Here is a 16,927-nt window from a genome sequence, read left to right as displayed (position 1 = left end):
CCATGAACGCAGCATTGAACAACGGCCCGGCGCAGCGCGCGCCGTCCTATTACAGCGCCACCCTCAACGACCACAGCGAGTACCCGCAACTCAAAGGCACGGTGCAAGTGGATGTGGCGATCATCGGCGGTGGCTTTACGGGCGTGGCCACGGCGGTTGAACTGGCCGAGCGCGGCCTGAAGGTCGCCATCGTCGAAACCAACCGTATCGGCTGGGGCGCCAGCGGTCGCAACGGCGGCCAGGTCACCGGCAGCCTGTCGGGCGACGAGGCCATGCGCTCGCAGATGCGCAACCACCTGGGCGCCGAAGTGGACGATTTCATCTGGCACTTGCGCTGGCGCGGGCACCAGGTGATCGAGCAGCGCGTGGCGCGCTATGGCATCGATTGCGACCTCAAGCGTGGCCATTTGCATGCCGCGATGAAACCTTCGCACATGAACGAACTGCGTGCGTTCGAGGCCGAAGCGCGGCGCCGTGGCATGGGCGATCAGGTGCAATTGCTCGATCGCGCTGCAGTGGCCGAGCATCTGCAAAGCCCGCTTTATCTGGGTGCGTTGAAGAACCTGCGCAACCTGCACCTGCACCCACTCAACCTGTGCCTGGGCGAAGCCCGTGCCGCGCATGGCCTGGGTGCACTGATATTCGAAAATTCCGAAGTGCTGGACATCGTCCATGGCCCGCGCCCGGCGGTGCTTACCGCCCACGGTCGGGTGGAGGCACGCCAGGTGATGTTGGCCGGCGATGTGTATCACAAGCTCGAAAAGCGCCAGCTCAAGGGCAAGATCTTCCCAGCCATGGGCGGTATCGTCACCACCGCGCCGCTGGGTGAGCTGGCCGAGCAGATCAACCCGCAGGACCTGGCGGTGTACGACTGCCGCTTCGTCCTCGACTACTACCGCCTGACGGCCGACAAGCGCCTGCTGTTCGGCGGCGGCGCCAACTACTCGGGCAAGGATTCACGCGACATCGAAGGCGAATTGCGCCCCTGCATCGAACGCACCTTCCCGGCATTGAAGGGGGTGCCGATCGAGTTCCAGTGGAGCTGCGCCATGGGCATCGTGGTCAACCGCATCCCGCAGCTGGGCAAGCTGTCGGACAACGTGTGGTACTGCCAGGGTTACTCGGGGCACGGCATTGCCACCAGCCACATCATGGGCGAGATCATGGCCGAAGCGTTGACCGGGACGCTGGAGAAGTTCGACACCTTCGCCCAGTGCAAGCATGTGCGGGTGCCGATGGGGGACTTGCTGGGGAACCCGCTGCTGGCGGCGGGGATGTGGTATTACCAGATGCTCGAGAAGCTGCGCTGAGTTGCGCGGATGTAGGCGCGGGTTTACCCGCGAAAGGGCCGGCCCTGCTGACCGATTTCCACCCGCCGTTCACCGTTGTCGCCACTACCGTATTCGCGGGTAAACCCGCGCCTACAGGGGCTCACAATGTCTGAAGACGGCGCCGCATCTTATTGTGGGGCCTTGTGTCGCGAAAGGGGCGCAAAGCGCCCCCAGCCATCGTTGCATCACAGCCGAAATGCCAGGGCCGCGTCGCGGCCCTTTTCGCGACACGAGGCCGCCCCCACACTGAGCGTGCAGGCTTGTGGTCAGGCGATCTTCTTCAAGCCTTGCTTCTTGAGCTCTTCATCACGCAGTTCGCGGCGCAGGATCTTGCCCACGTTGGTGGTCGGCAGCGAATCGCGGAACTCGATGTGGCGCGGTACCTTGTAGCCGGTAACGTTGGCACGCATGTGCTCCATCACCTGCTCCTTGGTCACGGTCATGCCCGGCTTGACCACGATGAAGACCTTGATCACTTCACCCGACTTCTCGTCCGGCACACCGATGGCTGCGCACTGCAGCACGCCCGGCAAGGCCGCCAACACGTCTTCCAGCTCGTTGGGGTACACGTTGAAGCCCGAGACCAGGATCATGTCTTTCTTGCGGTCGACGATGCGCATGTAGCCGTCCGCCTGGATCACGGCGATGTCGCCGGTCTTCAGCCAGCCTTCGCTGTCGAGAATCTCGGCCGTGGCGTCTTCACGCTGCCAGTAGCCCTTCATCACCTGCGGGCCCTTGACACACAGCTCGCCCACTTCGCCAAGCGGCAACTCATTGCCGGCATCGTCGATGACCTTGCACAGGGTCGACGGCACCGGAATACCGATGGTGCCCACCTGGTTCGCTTCCGACGGGTTCACCGCCGCCACCGGGCTGGTTTCGGTCATGCCGTAGCCTTCGCAGATGGCGCAACCGGTAACGGCCTTCCAGCGCTCGGCCACGCTTAGCTGCAAGGCCATACCGCCCGACAGGGTGATTTTCAGCGCCGAGAAATCCAGGGCTCGGAACGCCTCGTTGTTGCACAGGGCAACGAACAGGGTGTTGAGGCCCACAAAGCCGCTGAACTTCCACTTGCCCAGTTCCTTGACCATCGCCGGCAAGTCTCGCGGGTTGCTGATCAGCACGTTGTGGTTGCCGATCAGCATCATCGCCATGCAATGGAAGGTAAACGCATAGATGTGGTACAGCGGCAGGGGGGTGATGAGGATTTCGCAGCCTTCGTGCAAGTTGGCGCCCATCAGTGCGCGGCACTGCAGCATGTTGGCCACCAGGTTGCGGTGGGTCAGCATGGCGCCTTTGGCCACGCCGGTGGTACCGCCGGTGTACTGCAGCACCGCCACGTCGTTGGCCTGCGGGTTGGCTTCGGTCACTGGCTGGCCCTTGCCCAGCGCCAGGGCGTCATTGAAACGCACGGCCTGCGGCAGGTTGTAGGCCGGCACCATCTTCTTCACGTACTTGATCACGCTGTTGATCAGCAGGCGCTTGAGTGGTGGCAGCAGGTCGGCCACTTCGGTGACGATAACGTGCCTGACCTGGGTTTTGGGCACCACTTTTTCGGCCAGGTGGGCCATGTTGGCCAGACACACCAAGGCCTTGGCACCCGAGTCGTTGAACTGGTGTTCCATCTCCCGCGCGGTGTACAGCGGGTTGGTATTGACCACGATCAGCCCGGCACGCATGGCACCGAAGACCGCGACCGGGTATTGCAGGACATTGGGCAGTTGCACGGCAATGCGGTCACCCGGCTTGAGGTCGGTATGCTGCTGCAGCCAGGCGGCAAACGCCCCCGACAACGCATACAACTCGCCATAAGTGATAGTCTTGCCCAGGTTGCTAAAGGCCGGTTTGTCGGCAAAGCGTTGGCAGGATTGCTTGAGTACTGCCTGGATATTGGGGAATTCGTCAGGATTGATTTCCGCCGTAATCCCGGCTGGGTACTTATCCTTCCAAAAATTTTCGATCATGGAAGCCCACTCCTTCAGCAACAGCGAAGTTCGATTCACGCGTCGATGCGCTTATTATTGATATGAGATGACGGTTCGTTGCAAACCGGATCATCTGGAAGCGGGCCGAGAGTAACAGCTTTGCCTGGGGTCGCCTAGAGGCCAAAACAGGCCTTACGGTCACAAAAATGACTCAATGAACAATACAGGTCATTTTTAGAGTAATTATCCAAAATGTCGCAGATTAAGGCTGTATACAGCCTTTTAGAGCGGTTTAGAGGCATTCGCGGGTAAACCCGCTCCTACATTGAGCGGTGCAGGAGCGGGTTTACCCGCGAAGACGCCATCCCGGTATCACGCTATATCGCGCAACTCCCGCCGCAAAATCTTGCCCACCGGCGTCATGGGCAACGATTCGCGCAGCACGATGTGCTTGGGTACTTTGTAGCCAGTGAAGTTGGCCTTGCAGTAGGCCTTCAGCTCATCAACGCTCAGCCCCCCCTCGCGCGGCACCACGAACAGCTTGACCGCCTCGCCGGAACGCTCGTCCGGCACGCCGATAGCCGCACAATTGGCGACCTTGGGATGCCCCATCACCACATCCTCGATTTCGTTGGGGTACACATTGAAGCCCGAGACGATGATCATGTCCTTCTTGCGGTCGACAATGCGGGTGAAGCCGTCCGGGTCGATCACCGCGATATCACCGGTCTTGAACCAGCCTTCTGCATCCAGTGCCTGGGCCGTTGCCTCGGGTTGCTGCCAGTAACCCTTCATGACCTGCGGGCCTTTGATGCAAAGCTCGCCCCGCTCGCCCAGCGGCAGTTCGTTGCCATCATCATCGATGACCTTGAACGCAGTACCCGCCACGGGGATGCCCACGGTACCCAGACGCGCCAGCTGACCGTAGGGGTTGGTGCTGGCCACCGGCGAGGTCTCTGTCAGGCCATAGCCTTCTACGATGCGGCACCCGGTAAGGTCTTCCCAGCGCTCGGCGGTGGCCTTGACCAGCGCTGTGCCACCAGAGTTGGTGACCTTCAGCGCCGAGAAGTCCAGCTGGCGGAAGCCCGGGTGGTCCATCAGTGCGACAAACAGGGTATTGAGGCCCAGCAAGGCAGAGAAACGCCACTTGCCCAGCTCCTTGATGAAGCCGGGAATATCCCGCGGGTTGGTAATCAGCACGTTATGGTTGCCGGTGACCATCATGCACATGCAATTCGCGGTGAAGGCATAGATGTGGTACAGCGGCAGCGGCGCGATCATCACCTCCTGGCCGTCCTTCAGCAGCTTCTGCCCATCGGGGCCGTGCTGCGAGAAGCAGGCCAGCACCTGCAGCATGTTGGCCACCAGGTTGCCATGGGTGAGCATGGCGCCCTTGGCCAGGCCGGTGGTACCGCCGGTGTACTGCAGCACAGCGATGTCATCGAGGTTCAGCGACACCGGTTTGGGCGACAGCCCGCGGCCCTCGCGCAGCACCTGCTTGAACGGCACCGCCTGAGGCAACCGGTAGGCCGGCACCATCTTCTTCAACTTGTCGACCACGGTGTTGACCAGCCAGCCCTTGGCGGCTGGCAGCAGGTCGCCCATCTTTGCCTCGATCAGGTACTCGATACCGGTATCGGGCAGCACCTCCTGCACGCGCTTGCCGAACATGTTCAGGTACACCAGCGCACGCGCGCCACTGTCCTTGAACTGGTGGCGCATCTCGCGCTCGGTGTACAGCGGGTTGGTATTGACCACGATCAGCCCGGCGCGCATGGCACCGAATACGGCGATGGGGTACTGCAGCACATTGGGCATCTGCACGGCGATGCGCTCACCCGGTTTGAGGTCGGTGTGCTGCTGCAACCAGGCAGCGAAGGCTGCCGAATGGCGCTCCAGTTCCGCGTAGCTGAGGGTCACGCCCAGGTTGCTGAACGCCGGGCGGTCGGCAAAGCGCTTGCAGGAGCGCTCGAACACCTCAACGACCGAGGCGTAGGCATTGATGTCGATGGTGGAAGGCACGCCTGCCGGGCGCTTGTCATTCCAGAAGTCGGCTTGCATTTATTATTGTTCCTCTGCCTGGACCTGCACTGCGTCCTTTAGTCCTTTACCTGACCGCCTGCCGGCGAAAAGGCGTTGATTCGACGTTAGCAGGTAAACCCAAGGTGGCATATACGCCAAGTGCCGCCATTAACATTGTGAATCTTATTTGTGCCCCTCCTGCAATCCGGCCGGTTGTGCATACACTGTTCGGGTAACCGCGCGCACAAGGACCCGCCATGCCTCACGACGCCTTCTGGCTGCCCGCCAGTGAGCACTGCAGCCTGTACGTACACCAATGGCTGCCGGCCACACCGGTAAAGGCCGTGGTGCTGCTGGCCCATGGCATGGCCGAGCATGCCGGGCGCTACCAGCGCCTGGGCCAGGCTCTGAGCGAGGCCGGCTTTGCCCTGTTCGCTGCCGATCAGCGTGGCCACGGGCGCACTGCCGAACTGGGCAACCTCGGCCTGTTCGCCCGCCATCATGGCTGGAATGCCGTGGTCAATGACCTGGGGTGTGTGGCCCAGCACATCGGCCAGCAGTTCCCGTGTACGCCGCTGTTCCTGTTCGGCCACAGCATGGGCAGCTACATCGCCCAGGCTTACCTGCTGCATCACAGTGGCAGCCTGCACGGGGCGATCCTCAGCGGTTCCAACTACCAACCGGCCGTGCTGTACCGCTTTGCGCGGCTGATTGCCCGGCTGGAGTCCTGGCGCCAGGGGCCACTGGGCAAGAGTGCACTGATCGAATGGTTGTCCTTCGGTTCGTTCAACAACGCCTTCAAGCCCAACCGCACAGCCTTCGACTGGCTCAGCCGCGACCCGGGCGAGGTCGATCAGTACGTGAATGACCCGTTGTGCGGCTTTCGCTGCACCAACCAGTTGTGGCTCGACCTGCTGCAAGGCTTGGCGCAGATCAGTCAGCCGGGTAACCTCGCGCAGATCGATCCCAACCTGCCGATGCTGGTGATCGGCGGTGAATGTGATCCGGTCAGTGCCGGCAAGCGTCTCACCCATCTGGCCGACGCCCTGCGCGCGACCGGCAACCGACATGTACAGCTGCGCGTCTATCCTGAGGCGCGGCATGAAGTACTCAACGAAACCAACCGTGGCGAGGTCATCGCCGATATTCTCGGCTGGCTTGAACAGGCGCTGGCCCTTGGCCGCCCTGCGCGCAGTGAATGATAGCCGCCCTCGCCCAACGCTTAAGGAAGCATCGATGTCCCAGGTCACCAACACGCCTTACGAAGCCCTCGAAGTCGGCCAGAAGGCCGAGTACAAGAAGTCCGTTGAAGAACGCGACATCCAACTGTTCGCTGCGATGTCCGGTGACCACAACCCGGTTCACCTGGATGCCGAGTTCGCCGCCAAGAGCATGTTCCGCGAACGTATTGCCCATGGCATGTTCAGCGGCGCGCTGATCAGTGCGGCAGTGGCCTGCACCCTGCCTGGCCCTGGCACCATCTACCTGGGCCAGCAGATGAGCTTCCAGAAACCGGTGAAAATCGGCGACACCCTGACCGTGCGCCTGGAAATCCTCGAGAAACTGCCCAAGTTCAAGGTGCGCATCGCCACCAACGTCTACAACCAGAACGACGAGCTGGTGGTCGCGGGTGAAGCCGAGATCCTGGCGCCGCGCAAGCAGCAGACCGTCGAGCTGGTGTCGCCGCCGAATTTTGTGGCGAGCTGAGGTGTGATGCAGCCAGCACCTACTTCAAGGCTGCTCTCCTGGGTAACCCGCTAATTCGTTGATTTAGCGGGCATCCTGTGGGATATGGGCTGGCCCGCAAAGAGCCGGCACCCCCACATCATTCGATAGCCTGCAAACGCCGCTCGATATGCCGCCGCTCAGGTGCCTGTCGGGTCAAGGCCAGCGCCTGCTGCCAGGCCGCTCGCGCCTCTTCTACCTGTCCCAGCTGGCAATGCAACTCGGCGCGCGCCGCATGTGCCAGGTGATAGTCCAGCAACTCCCCCCGCGCCAGAATCCCTTCGACTTCCCGCAAGCCAATCTCCGGCCCATCCCGCTTCGCCAGCGCCACCGCCCGGTTCAGCGCCACCACCGCTGATGGCCAATACCGCTGCAACACGTCATACAGCCCGACGATCTCTCCCCAGTCCGTCTCTTCAGCCGTCGCCGCTTCGGCATGCACGGCAGCAATCGCCGCCTGAACGGTATAGGCCCCGAATGCACGGCTCTGCAGGGCCTGGCGCACCAGAGCACAGCCCTCGGCAATGAACTGCCGGTCCCACAAGCTACGGTCCTGCTGCTCCAGAACCACCAAATCGCCTTGGCCATCGATGCGCGCCCGCTGCCGGGACGCCTGCAGCAACATCAACGCCAGCAGGCCGACTGCCTCCGGGTCGGGCAGCAACTGCACCAGCAACCGCGCCAGGCGAATGGCTTCATCGCTCAATTCCTGCTGCAGCAGTGTTTCGCCCGATGACGCCGAATAGCCCTCATTGAACACCAGGTAGATCACCCGCAACACGCTTTCCAGGCGCTCGGGCAGCTCATTGTGCTCGGGTACCTGGTACGGTATGCCCGCGTCACGGATCTTGGCCTTTGCACGCACGATCCGCTGGGCGATGGTTGTCGGGCTTTGCAGAAAGGCGCGGGCGATCTGCTCGGTGGTCAGGTCGCAGACTTCGCGAAGCGTCAATGGCACCTGAGCGTCGGCCGACAGGGCCGGATGGCAACAGGTGAAGATCAGCCGCAGGCGATCATCCGCCAGCAGTTCTTCTTCACTGGGGTCCTGCGCCTGACCATCCAGCAGCATGCTCAAGTCCGCCTGGGAGCGGTCGAAGCGGACGCGCCGGCGCAGCGCGTCGATGGCCTTGAAGCGCCCGACAGAGACCAGCCACGCTCGCGGGTTGGCGGGGATACCGTCGCGTTGCCAGCGCTCGACGGCAATGAAGAAGGCGTCATGCATGGCCTCCTCGGCCAGGTCAAAATCACCCAGCAAGCGGATCAGTGTCGCCAGTATGCGCCGTGACTCCTGCCGGTACACGGCCTCGACTTCGGCGCTCACCTGGGCCATCGCGGCCATCAGTCGGGCATCCGCTGGGTCACCACCTCCACCAGGCGGTCAAGGCTTTCTCCCCAGCCTTGGTGGAAGCCCATTTCTTCATGGGCACGGCAGTCGGTGGCATTCCAGTGCCAGGCACGGGCGGTGTAGCGGGTTTTGCCCTGTTCCTCGTCAAAGCTGATCACGGCGGTCATGAAGGCCTTGTCCGACGGCACCCAACCGGGGCCGAAGGCATCGGTGAACACCAGCCGGCGTGGCGCGGCAATTTCCAGAAAGACGCCCTGGTTGGGGTACTCGCTACCATCCGGCGCGCGCATCAGGGTGCGAAACAGGCCACCGGCCCACAACTGCATTTCACACTCCGGGGTGGTCATGCCGTGCGGCCCCCACCACTGCATCAGCCACTGGGGTTCGGTCCAGGCGCGAAATACTTTGGCCGGTGGTGCGTCGATCAGGCGGCTGATGGACAACTCGTGTTGCGCCTGGGCAATGGGTGCAAGGCTCATGCTGATGGTTCTCCTTGGCTGTCAGGGTTGCAGCTCGCGCACTGGTCGCACCTCGACACTGCCGACCCGCGCGGCGGGGATGCCCTTGGCGATATTCAGCGCTTCGTTGAGGTCGCGGGCCTCCACCAGGTAAAAGCCCGCCAGTTGCTCCTTGGTTTCGGCGAACGGGCCGTCAGTCAGGCTCATGCGCCCGTTACGCATACGCACCGTGGTGGCCGTCTGCACCGACTTCAGCGCCTCGGCCGCCAGCATGCGCCCGGAACCCTGAATGGCTTCGGCGTAGGCCATGCATTCGGCGTCTGCCGGGCTGTCGGGCAGGCTGTGCAACAGCCCCTCGTCACAATAGACCAGGCACAGGTATTTCATGGTCGCCTCCAGGGTATTGGCAAAGTGCGTTTGGCGATAACGGCTCAGGGCTTGAGATCGAACAGGGCTTTTTGCGTTTCCATGTCGAAAGGCGCCGACCAGTGTTCGTGGATGACCTGCCACTGGCCGCCTTGACGACGATAGCCCACCGTGGCGCGCATGAAGCCGCACTGGCTTTCGTCGTCGCCTGGGCCGCAGCGGTTCAGCCAATGGGCCAGAGCCAGATCGCCAGCGGCGTGCACGGTGAGTTGGGCAAGTTCGAACACCATGGGGCCGGTGCACATGCCCATGCACATTTCCCAGTGCGCCGTGTAGGCCGACTTGCCTTTGAATTGCAGAGCCTGGATGGCATCGAAGGCGACGATATCGTCGGCGTAGGGGGCGATGATGCCCGGGATGTCGCGATCGCGCACGGCTTGCATCCAGCGCTCGATCAATTGGCGGATTTCGGATTCGGCTGCGGTGCTCATCGGGGGTACCTCCGACAGATCATAGGGGGTGGGGCACGGCGTGAAGCGTGCCTTCAGCTATGGTCGAACGGTAAGCGGAGGATTCGACAGGCGGGGGAAATTATTCTGTATTGGCGGAGCACCTGGGAGATCGCATCAGGGCCAGCAAGTGCCCGCCACAGCGTTTTCAGCCCCTGTGGCGGGCACCGCCAGTCAACCCTGCTGGCAACCTTCACCCATGGCCCGGTACTGGATGGTGTGCACCTGGCCCTGATGGTCTTCATAGGTCATGGTCGCAGGTACCACTTCGCAGACATTGGGGATGGTCGACAGGTTGATCACCCGCTTGATGTCCAGGTTCATCGAGTAGTCGTACTGCTGAGCCACAGGCTCACTGGAGACGGGTTTGGCCTCATCGGCGAGGGCGAACGAGGACATACCGACCAATGCAAGAATCAGTAATGGTTTCATGTGGTTTTGCCTTTAGAACGTTCAAGCTGATCGATTGACTTCTATTGCCGTATCCGGCGCGGAGAAGTTGTCATCTAGGGTCTAGATGGCACGAAGTACCGATCCCGCTTCGTACTGCCAGGGGGGATGAAGAAAATTCTACTCCCGGCCAGTAATAGTTGAACCCCGGAGTCGGATATTCACCCTTGCCGGTTTTGCAACAATCTGCGACAAAGTGGCCGCAAATCATCAGGCCAGAGCCTCTGGCCACGTTTCAGGGTAGGGCTCACCATTTCTGAAAAATTGTCCTGTTCGACGCTTTCGGACACAGAACGCCGTTTGCTGGACCACTTCTACCGCCAGCACAGCTCACGCATGCGCGCTGCAAGCGACGCCGAACTGTGGGTAGCACGGGCCCCTGGCATCATCGCCGGGCTGAGCCTGAGTGCTGTGGGTGAGGGATTCTGGCTGACGGGCCTGTTCGTCGCCCCGCAGCGGCGCAACCAAGGGGTGGCCGCGAAGTTGATCGAGGCAGCACTGGCGCAGGTTGATGGGCCCGTCTGGTTGTTCTGTCATCCCGACCTGACGCCGTTCTACCAGCGCCTGGGTTTCGACCTGGCCCAACAGCTGCCAGAAGCCCTGGCCAGCCGCCTGCTTCGCTATCAGCGCAACAAACGCCTGGTAGCCCTGCAGCGAGGTCAGTCCTCGCTGACCTCAAGCCCAGGGAACAGCACCTCGGTGTAGCCGAACCTGGCAAAGTCCTGGATGCGCGAGGGGTATAGCCGGCCGATCAAGTGGTCGCACTCGTGTTGCACCACCCGTGCATGGAAGCCATCGGCGAAGCGGTTGATCGGGCTGCCCTGGGGGTCGATCCCTTGGTAGCAGATATGCTTGAAGCGCGGCACCACGCCGCGCAAGCCAGGCACCGACAGACAACCTTCCCAGCCGTCCTCGATCTCGCTTGAGGTCGGGGTGATGACCGGATTCAGCAGAATGGTCTGCGGCACCGCCTCGGCATCGGGGTATCGCTCGCTGCGCTCGAAGCCGAAGATCACCAACTGCAGGTCGATGCCGATCTGCGGGGCGGCCAGGCCCACACCGCCTACGTGACGCATGGTTTCGAACATGTCGTCGATCAGTTGCTGCAGCTCGGCACTGCCAAGCATGTGCTCGGGCACTGGCGGAGCGATGCGCAGCAGGCGTTCGTCGCCCATCTTGAGAATGTCACGGATCATCAGGGGTTCGGCTCGACGCTATGAGGCTTGCTCGGGTTCGGGTGCTCGTGACCCAGTACAGTCAAGGTTTCCTTGGGCTTTTCCCCGTTGAATTCTTTCTCGCCCGGGTTCTTGCCTTCGGCTGACATGTGCTCGATCACCGCATTCATTTCGGCGCCGAGCAGCAGCACGGCAGCCGAAATATAGAAATACAGCAACAGCACGATGATTGCACCAATGCTGCCGTACATGGCGTTGTAGTCGGCAAAGGTCTTCACGTAGTAGGCAAAGCCCAGTGAGGCCACGATCCACACCACAACCGCCAGCACCGAGCCCGGGGTGATGAAGCGAAACTGCTGTTTCACATCAGGCATCACGTAATAGATCAGGGCCACTGCCACCATCAGCAGAATGATGATCACCGGCCAGCGCAGGATGGTCCACAGTGTGACGATGAACTCCTGCATGCCGATCTGGGCGGCTATCCATTCCATCACCTGCGGGCCCAGCACCATCAGCGCTGCGGCCGCCAGCAGCATGCCAGCCAGGCCCACGGTGTAGAAAATGGAAAGCGGGATACGCTTCCACACCGGGCGCCCTTCGGGCACATCGTAAGCGGCGTTCATGGCGCTCATCATCAGGCGCACGCCGGCGGAGGCGGTCCACAGGGCGATCACGATACCCACCGACAGCAGCCCGCCCTTGGATTGTTGCAACTGGTCGATCACCGGGTTCACCTGCTCCAGCGCCTGGGGCGGCAACACCAGTTCCGACTGCAGACGCAGCCAGGAGAAAAAGTCCGGCAAGTGCAGGAAACCGATCAGGGCAATCAGGAACAACAGGAAGGGGAATAGCGAGAACAGCGCCTGGTAGGCCAGCGCTGAGGCATAGGTGGACATCTCGTCGTCGAGGAATTCCTTGACGGTGCGAACCAGCACGCGGTGCAGGGGCAAGCCGCGCAGGTCGGGGAAAATCATAGCGTCTCCTTTCGCCGCTTGATCGTTACACAGGCAAGTCTAATAGACCGTGCCCGAGCTGTGCTGCTCCCGGCCGTGATTGAAGAATTTGCTTACGTAGAGTGTGCCGGCCTCTTCGCGGCATTACCCGCCAGAGGCCGGCACAGGCCGCCTCAAGTCAAGGCTTCTTCACCGCATCCTTCACATTGCCCTTGATCTGTTGCGCCTCGCCTTTAAGCTCCTGCGCCTTGCCTTCGGCCCGCAGCTTGTCGTTGTCGGTCACCTTGCCAACACCCTGTTTCACGTTGCCGATCGCTTCGTTGGCCAAGCCTTTCGCTTTGTCTTTAGTACCGCTCATGGCAAAACTCCTGCAAATGGAGACACGTGAACCGTGTCGACAGTAGGTTGACCCAACGCCTGGGCCAGGAGTTTCAACGGATCTCCCGGCCAGAAGCCGAACGGTAAAACGGCAGGCGAATACCGCCCAAGCCCGCGAAGAGGCCGGCACAGGCACCGCAAGTCACAAACCTTGCCCCGCCCCGTGCCACCCCTCACAATGCAGGCCTTCATAGCGTCAACTCGCAGGAACCTGCATGAAACTCGACAAACCCGCCGCCATCGCCCGGCGCAACGAAGCACTGGCCCGGCCGGTGCTGACCAGCAGCAATACCCTGTTCGCCATCCTGGACAACAAACGCAACCTGTGGTGGTTCGAAGTGCCAGTGGCACTGCTGGGTAAGGGCCAGGCCGACTGGGTCAACCTGCTGCTGCACACGCCAGAAAGCGATGAACTGCAGCACCTGAAGGTGCCCACCAATTTCCTCAAGGCTCACCTGGAGCAAATGGAAGTGCGCAAGCCTGGCAAGCGCCGCTCCACCATCAGCCTGGCCCTCAGCGCCGACCGTGACTCGCTGCTGCGCGACACCCGTCCGGGTGGCGAGCAGCTGGACTTCCGCAACTTCGTACAGGCTTAAGGCCGTCAGGCTTTCTCGATGCGATCGTCATGGATGACGATCAGGCCCTGCTTGAACAACCCGCCAATGGCCTTCTTGAAGTTGCCCTTGCTGACGTTGAACAGCTTGCTGATCAACGCAGGGTCACTCTTGTCGCACACCCCCAACACCCCGCCTTCGGCTTCCAGGCGCGCCATGATCTGCTCTTGAAGGGTGTCCGCCAGGGCGGCGCCTACCGGCTGCAGGCTCAACGAAATCTTGCCGTCCTGGCGCACTTCCTTGATGAAGCCCTTCTCGTGCATGCCCGAGCGCAAGAACTTGAACACCTCGTTCTTGTGGATCAGGCCCCAGTGGCGGTTGTTGATGATGGCCTTGAAGCCCATCGGCGTTTCGCCGGCTACCAGCAGCTCGACCGGCTGGCCAACCTTGTAGTCGGCCGGGGTGACATCGAGGTAGCGGTCCAGGCGCGACGTGGCAGTGATCCGGCGGGTGCGCTTGTCGAGGTACACGTGCACCACGCAATAATCGCCGATCTTCAGTGGCCGTGCCTCTTCCGAGTACGGCATCAGCAGGTCCTTGGACAGGCCCCAGTCCAGGAAGATACCGGCACCGTTGATGTCCTTGACCTTCAGGCTGGCGAACTCGCCAACCTGCACCTTGGGCTTCTCGGTGGTGGCGATCAGCTGGTCTTCGCTGTCCAGGTAGATGAACACGTTCAACCAGTCATCGACCTCGGTCTCGGCGTTTTTCGGGATGTAGCGCCCGGGCAGCAGGATTTCGCCATCGGCGCCGCCGTCCAGGTACAGACCGAAGTCCACGTGTTTCACGATTTGCAAACTGTTGTAACGCCCAAGCAGAGCCATTTCCGATGATCCTCAAGACAAGGCGGCTATTCTACACCTGAAGCCACCACATGGCCCGACCACTCATGCAGTGGAACCGCCAGGCCGCACTTGCATCTACCTTCTGGCCAGCCTGAGGAAGGAACAGCACATGCCGCTACGCCTGCCCAAAGCCCTGCTTATCGCCATCGGCTTCGCCCTGGCCTTGGCCGCCTGCAGCCGCATCGACCTGGCCTATCGCAACCTCGACCGCCTGGTGCCGTGGTCGCTGAGCGACTACCTGGACATGAACCGCGAGCAAAGGGCGCTGCTGGACGATCGGTTGCGCGAGCACCTGGCCTGGCATTGCAAGACTCAACTGCCCGGCTACCTCGACTGGCTCGACCGGCTACGTGACATGGTCGCCGACGACCAGGTCACCGACCAGGCCCTGCTGCAAAGCACCCGCGAGGTCCGTGAGGCAATTGGTCGGGTGGCCGAGGAAATCACCCCTTCGGCCACCGAACTGCTGCGCGGCATGAGCGACAACCAGGTAGCGCAGATGCGTGAAGCCTTCCGCGAAGACATCAGTGAACGGCAGAAGCGGTATGTGGATACGCCATTGCCGAAGCAGATGGCCCGCCGTAGCGAACGCATGGAAAAACGCCTGACACCATGGTTTGGCGAGTTGACGGCGGGACAGAAGCAACGCATCCAGACCTGGTCTCAAGCGCTGGGTGACCAGAACCGTGAATGGATCGCCAACCGTGCCCACTGGCAACAGCAACTGCTGTTGGCGATGAACCAGCGCAACGACTACAGCTTCGAACCGCGCCTGGCGACCTTGTTGCAACGCAAGGAGAGTTTGTGGACACCCGAGTACCGGGCGGCGTATCAGAATAGCGAGCAGCAGGCACGCAGCCTGCTGGTGGACCTGGTGCAGCTAAGCACCCCGCAGCAACGGAGGTTCCTGCAGGAACGGTTGGGCAAGGTGCGTACCCATTTGAGTGAGATGAAGTGTTTGAAGGGGTGACAGGCCTGTTCGAGCTGATTCACCGGGCTTTACGCCGATACGGAAACACATCGATCACTTTCCCTTCACGTATCGCCGCCTGCAGCCCCTTCCAGTAATCCGCGTCATACAGTTCCCCATGCAAGCGGCTGAACAACCGCCGCTGGCCCATATCGGCAAACAGAAACGGCGGAAACTCTTCGGGGAACACATCATGCGGCCCGATCGAGTACCACGGCTCGCCCGACATTTCGTCCTCCGGGTATCGCGGTGGCGGAATGTGGCGGAAATTCACCTCGGTCAGGAAGCTGATTTCGTCATAGTCGTAGAACACTACCCGGCCATGGCGGGTCACGCCGAAGTTCTTCAGCAGCATGTCGCCGGGGAAGATGTTCGCCGCCGCCAATTGCTTGATGGCCAGGCCGTAGTCCTCCAGCGCCTCCAGCACCTGGCCCTCGGTGGCATGCTCCAGGTACAGGTTCAACGGCGTCATGCGCCGCTCGGTCCAACAGTGGCGAATCAGCACCGTGTCGCCCTCCAGCGCCACCGTCGACGGTGCCACCTCCAGCAACTCGGCCAGGCAATCCGGCTCGAACTTGCTGCGCGGAAAGCGAAAATCGGCAAACTCCTGGGTGTCGGCCATACGCCCCACCCGGTCGACGCTCTTCACCAGCCGGTACTTGTCGATCACCGTGGCGCGGTCCACGGTTTTCGATGGCGAGAAGCGGTCCTTGATGATCTTGAACACCGTATTGAAGCCGGGCAAGGTGAACACGCTCATGACCATGCCCCGTACCCCTGGCGCCATGACAAAGCGGTCATCACTGCTGGCCAGGTGGTTGATCAGCGCGCGGTAGAACTCCGACTTGCCCTGCTTGTAGAACCCGATCGAGGTATACAGCTCGGCAATGTGCTTGCCCGGCAGGATACGCTTGAGGAAATTGACGAACTCGGCGGGCACCGGGACATCGGCCATGAAGTAAGAGCGGGTGAACGAAAAGATGATCGACACCTCGGCCTCGTCGGTAATCAACGCATCGGCCTCGATGCCGTGGCCCTCGCGGTGCAGCAAGGGAATCACCAACGGCCACTGCTCATCGCTGTTGTACAGGCGGCCGACCAGATAGGCCCCCTTGTTGCGGTAAAGCACGGGTACAAACAGCTCCACGGCCAGCGTCGGGTCCTTGCACACCCAGTCGGGCAGGCATTCGCGCAGTTGTTCTTCCAGCCGCGCCAGGTCGCCTTCCAGGTCGCCATAGGGCATGTCGAACGGGTAATCGGCGAACACCGCGCGCAGCAAGTTCCTGAGACTGCCATCAAGCCGATAGGTACGGGTTTGCGCGGCGCGCTCGCGGCCGCGCATGGAAGGCCGGGTCGTGTGGATGAACATGCAGCCGTCGCTGATCAGGTCATGGCTGAACAGGCTGCAAAACAGCGAGTTGTACCAGGTCTCTGCCAGCTCGTCGTCCAGGCGGGGGTCAATCAGGTGGATATAGGCGTTTTTCACCAGCGGCCACTGTTCCACGTCCAGCAACACCTCTGCGGCAAAGGCCTGGCGCAGCCAGCCATTGACTTCGGCGACTTTCTCTTCGTAGAGATTGATGCGGGCGGCGGCGGCCTGCTGAATATCCTGCCAGCGCGCCTGCTCGAAGCGCTGGCGAGCACCCAGGGTGATGCGCTGGAAATGATCGCGGTAGTCGTCGAAGCCGGCGAGGATCATCCGGGCGATTTCGACAGCGGGCCAGGGCTGGGACATGCGTGGGGCCTCGGAACTGGGATTGAGTACAGAGCTTAGCCGCCCTTGGCTTCATGGGTTACTGCCATTGAAGGCCCGAGCTGTAGTTGCAGCTGCCTTGCCCAGAGCCCCGCAGCCCAAGAG

18 protein-coding genes are annotated in these 16,927 nt (G+C 61.7%); 6 read left to right on the top strand and 12 right to left on the bottom strand.

Annotated features, from left to right (window positions below; translation table 11 throughout):
- The first annotated feature begins 2 nt into the window (after window positions 1–2).
- Entirely contained in the window at window positions 3–1,310 is a 1,308-nt protein-coding gene (locus ACZ889_RS10790; protein ID WP_180688673.1) for an NAD(P)/FAD-dependent oxidoreductase, read from the top strand.
- A 287-nt stretch (window positions 1,311–1,597) separates the two neighbouring features.
- On the opposite strand, the gene fadD1 is transcribed toward ACZ889_RS10790, so the two are convergent.
- Entirely contained in the window at window positions 1,598–3,295 is a 1,698-nt protein-coding gene (gene fadD1 / locus ACZ889_RS10785) for a long-chain-fatty-acid--CoA ligase FadD1 (RefSeq protein ID WP_003254620.1), read from the bottom strand.
- A 333-nt stretch (window positions 3,296–3,628) separates the two neighbouring features.
- Entirely contained in the window at window positions 3,629–5,317 is a 1,689-nt protein-coding gene (gene fadD2 / locus ACZ889_RS10780; RefSeq protein WP_010955224.1) for a long-chain-fatty-acid--CoA ligase FadD2, read from the bottom strand.
- Window positions 5,318–5,535: 218 nt separating this feature from the next.
- Between fadD2 and ACZ889_RS10775 the strand changes: the two genes are divergently transcribed.
- Together ACZ889_RS10775 and ACZ889_RS10770 are read left to right on the top strand one after the other, a co-directional pair.
- Complete coding sequence (locus tag ACZ889_RS10775; RefSeq protein WP_010955225.1) at window positions 5,536–6,480, top strand: alpha/beta hydrolase; 945 nt, start codon at window positions 5,536–5,538, stop codon at window positions 6,478–6,480.
- 34 nt (window positions 6,481–6,514) lie between these two features.
- On the top strand, window positions 6,515–6,985 hold the full coding sequence (locus ACZ889_RS10770) for a MaoC family dehydratase (RefSeq protein WP_003254624.1): 471 nt from the start codon (window positions 6,515–6,517) through the stop codon (window positions 6,983–6,985).
- A gap of 118 nt (window positions 6,986–7,103) precedes the next feature.
- On the opposite strand, the gene ACZ889_RS10765 is transcribed toward ACZ889_RS10770, so the two are convergent.
- The 5 genes from ACZ889_RS10765 to ACZ889_RS10745 all read right to left on the bottom strand — a co-directional run bounded on the left by ACZ889_RS10765 (window position 7,104) and on the right by ACZ889_RS10745 (window position 10,113).
- Window positions 7,104–8,342, bottom strand: a complete 1,239-nt coding sequence (locus tag ACZ889_RS10765) for an RNA polymerase sigma factor (protein WP_180688674.1) — start codon at window positions 8,340–8,342, stop codon at window positions 7,104–7,106.
- On the bottom strand, window positions 8,342–8,827 hold the full coding sequence (locus ACZ889_RS10760; protein WP_014590053.1) for an SRPBCC family protein: 486 nt from the start codon (window positions 8,825–8,827) through the stop codon (window positions 8,342–8,344). The genes ACZ889_RS10765 and ACZ889_RS10760 overlap by 1 nt, the downstream gene beginning before the upstream one ends.
- A gap of 21 nt (window positions 8,828–8,848) precedes the next feature.
- Window positions 8,849–9,193 (bottom strand): YciI family protein, encoded by a 345-nt coding sequence (locus ACZ889_RS10755; protein WP_180688675.1) that lies wholly within the window; start codon window positions 9,191–9,193, stop codon window positions 8,849–8,851.
- A 44-nt stretch (window positions 9,194–9,237) separates the two neighbouring features.
- Window positions 9,238–9,663, bottom strand: coding sequence for a YybH family protein (locus ACZ889_RS10750; RefSeq protein WP_010955229.1), 426 nt, complete (start codon window positions 9,661–9,663; stop codon window positions 9,238–9,240).
- Window positions 9,664–9,855: 192 nt separating this feature from the next.
- Window positions 9,856–10,113, bottom strand: coding sequence for a DUF2790 domain-containing protein (locus ACZ889_RS10745; RefSeq protein WP_003254632.1), 258 nt, complete (start codon window positions 10,111–10,113; stop codon window positions 9,856–9,858).
- 318 nt (window positions 10,114–10,431) lie between these two features.
- Between ACZ889_RS10745 and ACZ889_RS10740 the strand changes: the two genes are divergently transcribed.
- Window positions 10,432–10,836, top strand: a complete 405-nt coding sequence (locus tag ACZ889_RS10740; RefSeq protein ID WP_476257373.1) for a GNAT family N-acetyltransferase — start codon at window positions 10,432–10,434, stop codon at window positions 10,834–10,836.
- Here ACZ889_RS10740 and def read toward each other — a convergent pair.
- From def to ACZ889_RS10725, 3 genes are all read right to left on the bottom strand, one after another.
- On the bottom strand, window positions 10,791–11,327 hold the full coding sequence (gene def / locus ACZ889_RS10735) for a peptide deformylase (protein ID WP_180688676.1): 537 nt from the start codon (window positions 11,325–11,327) through the stop codon (window positions 10,791–10,793). The genes ACZ889_RS10740 and def overlap by 46 nt on opposite strands.
- A complete protein-coding gene (locus tag ACZ889_RS10730) occupies window positions 11,327–12,283 on the bottom strand; it encodes a YihY/virulence factor BrkB family protein (protein ID WP_476257372.1) in 957 nt (318 codons plus the stop codon). The genes def and ACZ889_RS10730 overlap by 1 nt, the downstream gene beginning before the upstream one ends.
- Before the next feature lie 157 nt (window positions 12,284–12,440).
- On the bottom strand, window positions 12,441–12,620 hold the full coding sequence (locus ACZ889_RS10725; RefSeq protein WP_003254639.1) for a CsbD family protein: 180 nt from the start codon (window positions 12,618–12,620) through the stop codon (window positions 12,441–12,443).
- Window positions 12,621–12,855: 235 nt separating this feature from the next.
- On the opposite strand from ACZ889_RS10725, the gene ACZ889_RS10720 reads away from it, so the two are divergent.
- A complete protein-coding gene (locus ACZ889_RS10720; RefSeq protein WP_003254641.1) occupies window positions 12,856–13,236 on the top strand; it encodes a hypothetical protein in 381 nt (126 codons plus the stop codon).
- A 5-nt stretch (window positions 13,237–13,241) separates the two neighbouring features.
- Here the strand turns inward: ACZ889_RS10720 and ACZ889_RS10715 are convergent, their stop codons facing one another.
- Window positions 13,242–14,078: a CvfB family protein gene (locus ACZ889_RS10715; RefSeq protein WP_010955234.1), complete on the bottom strand. Its 837-nt coding sequence runs from the start codon at window positions 14,076–14,078 to the stop codon at window positions 13,242–13,244.
- 130 nt (window positions 14,079–14,208) lie between these two features.
- Between ACZ889_RS10715 and ACZ889_RS10710 the strand changes: the two genes are divergently transcribed.
- Window positions 14,209–15,069, top strand: coding sequence for a DUF6279 family lipoprotein (locus ACZ889_RS10710; protein WP_476257371.1), 861 nt, complete (start codon window positions 14,209–14,211; stop codon window positions 15,067–15,069).
- 19 nt (window positions 15,070–15,088) lie between these two features.
- Here ACZ889_RS10710 and aceK read toward each other — a convergent pair whose 3' ends face one another.
- Window positions 15,089–16,804, bottom strand: coding sequence for a bifunctional isocitrate dehydrogenase kinase/phosphatase (gene aceK / locus ACZ889_RS10705; protein WP_060545090.1), 1,716 nt, complete (start codon window positions 16,802–16,804; stop codon window positions 15,089–15,091).
- Between the last annotated feature and the right edge of the window lie 123 nt (window positions 16,805–16,927).

Source organism: Pseudomonas sp. TE3895, from assembly GCF_056278855.1.
This window is presented reverse-complemented; position numbering and strand designations above follow the sequence as displayed.